Source organism: Microbispora sp. NPDC049633 (genome assembly GCF_040675265.1).
In the GTDB taxonomy this organism is placed as follows: Bacteria; Actinomycetota; Actinomycetes; order Streptosporangiales; family Streptosporangiaceae; genus Microbispora; species Microbispora maris.
On the sequence record NZ_JBFAOO010000363.1, the window covers coordinates 1 to 3,381 of the forward strand.

General features: G+C 71.3%; 4 protein-coding genes. All 4 read left to right on the forward strand.

Translation table 11 applies throughout. The annotated features are described in order from the left end of the window. Positions 1–83: 83 nt before the first annotated feature. Positions 84–665: an amidohydrolase family protein gene (locus tag AB0J39_RS38805; RefSeq protein WP_363474116.1), complete on the forward strand. Its 582-nt coding sequence runs from the start codon at positions 84–86 to the stop codon at positions 663–665. 134 nt (positions 666–799) lie between these two features. After that, positions 800–1,636, forward strand: a complete 837-nt coding sequence (locus tag AB0J39_RS38810) for an ATP-binding cassette domain-containing protein (RefSeq protein ID WP_363474110.1) — start codon at positions 800–802, stop codon at positions 1,634–1,636. Further along, positions 1,633–2,421 carry an ABC transporter permease gene (locus AB0J39_RS38815; protein WP_363474112.1) on the forward strand — a complete coding sequence of 263 codons (789 nt, stop codon included), beginning with the start codon at positions 1,633–1,635 and terminating at the stop codon, positions 2,419–2,421. The genes AB0J39_RS38810 and AB0J39_RS38815 overlap by 4 nt, the downstream gene beginning before the upstream one ends. A gap of 91 nt (positions 2,422–2,512) precedes the next feature. Beyond that, positions 2,513–3,295, forward strand: coding sequence for an FAD-dependent thymidylate synthase (gene thyX, locus AB0J39_RS38820; RefSeq protein ID WP_363474114.1), 783 nt, complete (start codon positions 2,513–2,515; stop codon positions 3,293–3,295). Positions 3,296–3,381: the final 86 nt, after the last annotated feature.

A 3,381-nucleotide genomic window follows, 5' to 3' on the forward strand; every position in this document is an offset into this window, starting at 1 on the left:
GCTGACGCCCACCAGGGACCCCGGTCCCATCCGCGTGCCCGCCGGGATGACCGCGGCGTTGCCGACGAACGGCCAAGGCCCGCCTGGACGACCCCGTCCTCGTACGGCACCTGCTCTGGGCGGCGGTCGACGTCGCCAGGGAGCGCGGCCTGCCGCTGCAGTTCCACTGTGGCTTGTCCTGCGGGGGTCTGTCCGGCTGGGGGCCGGCCGGCGCGGGTCCGGCCGGCACGGGCCCGGGCGACGCCGGGGCCGCCGCTCACCTGGCCGATCCCGCGCTGCTGACGGGGTTCGTGCGCGCCCTCGCCCCGCTCGGGGTGCCGGTCGTCCTGCTGCACTGCTACCCCTACCACCGGCAGGCGGCGTACCTGGCGGGCGTCTTCCCGCACGTGTACGTCGACGCGGGGCCCGCCGTCGCGCACACCGCCGCGGGTTCCGCCCACGTCCTGCGTGAGCTGCTCGAACTCGTCCCGTTCCACAAGCAGATGTACGGTTCCGGCTGTCACGGCGCCGCCGAGCTGTGCTTCCTGGGCGCGCTTCACCACCGCCGGGGTCTGGCCCGAGTGCTCGGCGACCGGATCGCCGAGGGCGAGTGGAGCACGGCCGACGCGGCCCGGATCGCCCACATGATCGGCGCGGGCAACGCCCGCCGCGTCTACCGCCTCTGAAATCCCGGATCCGTCGGAGCCGAAACGATCCTCCTTTATGAGGATGATTTGCTATCTACGGCACGGAATAATCGCGCCCGATGGCTGCTATAGAGATAAAAAATCTGATTAAGTCGTTCGGGCCGGTGAGGGCCGTGGACGGCGTTTCGTTCAGCGTCGAGGCCGGATCCGTCACCGGATATCTCGGTCCCAACGGAGCCGGTAAGACGACCACGCTCCGCTCCCTGCTCGGCCTGGTCACCCCCGACTCGGGTGAGGCGCTGGTGAACGGCGAGCGCTACGTCACGCTCCCCCGTCCGGTGACCGAGGTCGGCGCCGTGCTGGAGGCCACGAACTTCCACCCCGGCCGCACCGCCCGCAACCACCTGCGCGTCCTGTGCACGGCGGCCGGGCTGCCCGACGCCCGCGCCGACGAGGCGCTCGAGCAGGTCGGCCTCGCGGACGCCGCGAACAAGCGCGTGCTCGGTTTCTCGCTGGGCATGCGCCAGCGGCTCGCGCTCGCCTCGGCCCTGCTCGGCCGGCCCCGGGTGTACATCCTGGACGAGCCCGCCAACGGCCTCGACCCCGCGGGCATCGAGTGGCTGCGCGGGTTCCTGCGCCACCTCGCCCACGACGAGGGGGCGGCGGTGCTCGTCTCCAGCCACGTGCTGGCCGAGGTCGAGCAGACCGTCGACAACGTCGTGATCATCGCCAAGGGCCGCCTGGTCCGTCAGGGCAGCCTCGCCGAGCTCACCAGCAACGGAGGAGAGGTGATCCGGGTGCGCAGCGCCCAGGCCGCCGACCTCGCCCCCGCGCTGGAGTCGGCGGGCGCCTCGATCGAACGCGTGGACGACGGCCTGCTGCGGGTGCGCGGGCTGGACGCGGAGACCATCGGCCAGGTCGCCCTGGACCGGCGGATCGTGCTCACCGAGGTGGCGCAGGAGCGGTCCGACCTGCAGAAGGTCTTCCTCGAGCTTACGGAGGGGCGATGAGTGACATCCCCGGCCTCGTCAGGGCCGAGCTGCGCAAGCTGTTCACCACCCGGCTGTGGTGGATCATGCTGATCGTCACGTTGCTGCTCGTCGGGGTGAGCCTGGGCTTCCTCATGGCGTTCGCGGGGGTGAGCCAGAACGGCGGCGCGCTGCCCGCGCTGGACACCGCGCAGTGGACGGAGATCGCCTGGTCGGGCGGGTCCAGCGCCGGGATCTTCGTGATGATCCTCGGCGTCGTCCTGATGACCTCCGAGTACCGCTATCAGACGATCACCGGGACCTTCCTCGTCACCCCCCGGCGCGGCCTGGTGATCGTCGCCAAGCTGGTGGCCGGGCTGATCGTGGGGGCGCTGTTCGGCCTGGCCGTGCTGGTCTTCCAGGCGGTCACGGTGATCCCGGCCGTGACGATCGCCGGAGGCGAGTTCTCGCTGTCGGCCTCGCGGGTCCCGCAGATCAGCATCGGCATCCTCGCGACCCTGGCGTTGTACGCGCTGTTCGGCATCGGCCTGGGGGCGCTCGTCCGCAACCAGATCGCGGGCATCGTGGCCGCCATCGTCTGGTCGTACGTGGTCGAGAGCATCTTCACGGCGATCCCCGCGCTGCACGGCGTGGGCAAGTGGCTGCCGGCCGGCGCGGCCCAGGCGCTGATGAGCATCGACGTGGACACCGGCCTGGGCCGGCCCGAATGGCTGCCCGCCTGGGCGGGCGCCCTCGTCCTGGTCGCCTACGGCCTGCTGTTCGCCGCGGTGGCCACCGCCACCACGGTCCGGCGGGACATCACCTGACCACCGCCGATCGGGGGCCGGGTCGCGATCGTGGGCTCGAACTGGTTTGCTTGGACGGTCACCAACCGGCACCACTTCACGGGGATTGTGCATGCGCAGCGTCGAGCCCGAGGTCTTCCTCGTCGCCAAACCGTCCGTCGACTACGACGAGCTGGCCCGCTACCTTCAGGAGATCGGCGGGGAGAGCTGGCTGGAGCGGCTGGAGCGCGGCGAGTTCGACGCCCAGAACCTCGCCGAGTTCGCGGGGCGGCTGTGCTACCGGTCGTTCGAGCCGGGGCTGAACCCGAACGTCACGAGGGTGCGCACCGACCAGGAGGCGTACCTGCGCAACATCCTCGCGTCCGCGCACGGCAGTGTGCTGGAGCACATCAGCTTCAGCTTCGTGCTGCACAACGTCTCACGGGTGTTTACCCACGAGCTGGTGCGGCACCGGCCCGGGGTGGCGATCTCGCAGGAGTCGCTGCGGTTCGTCCGGCTGAGCGACATCCCGTTCTGGTTCCCCGAGTGGGCGCGCGAGGACGCCGAGTTGATGAAGCGGGCGACCGAGATGCTCGACCGGATGGAGGAGTTCCAGACCTGGATGGCGGCCCACTTCGGGCTGGACGAGGACGGCGTGCCGTTCGCGGAGAAGAAGCACCGCACCTCGTTCATGCGCCGCTTCGCGCCCGAGGGCGTCGCGACCGGTCTGGTCTGGACGGCCAACGTGCGCACCCTGCGGCACACGATCGAGGCCCGTACGGCCGCCGGCGCCGAGGAGGAGATCCGCGTCGTCTTCGGCCGGATCGGGGAGATCATGCGGGAGGAGGCCCCGGCGCTGTTCGGCGACTACGTGGTCGAGGACGGCGCCTGGGTCCCCGGATACCGCAAGGTCTGAGCCGCCGCGGTCGCCCGGAGAAGGGCGACCGCCAACCCGCCCGGCGGGGGACAGCACGGCCGCCCCCACCCACAACCACCACGGCG

Bases quoted from the DNA above. Each gene is read 5' to 3' on its own strand.
- AB0J39_RS38815 (WP_363474112.1), top strand. From the start codon at position 1,633: ATGAGTGACATCCCCGGCCTCGTCAGGGCCGAGCTGCGCAAGCTGTTC.
- thyX (WP_363474114.1), top strand. From the start codon at position 2,513: ATGCGCAGCGTCGAGCCCGAGGTCTTCCTCGTCGCCAAACCGTCCGTC.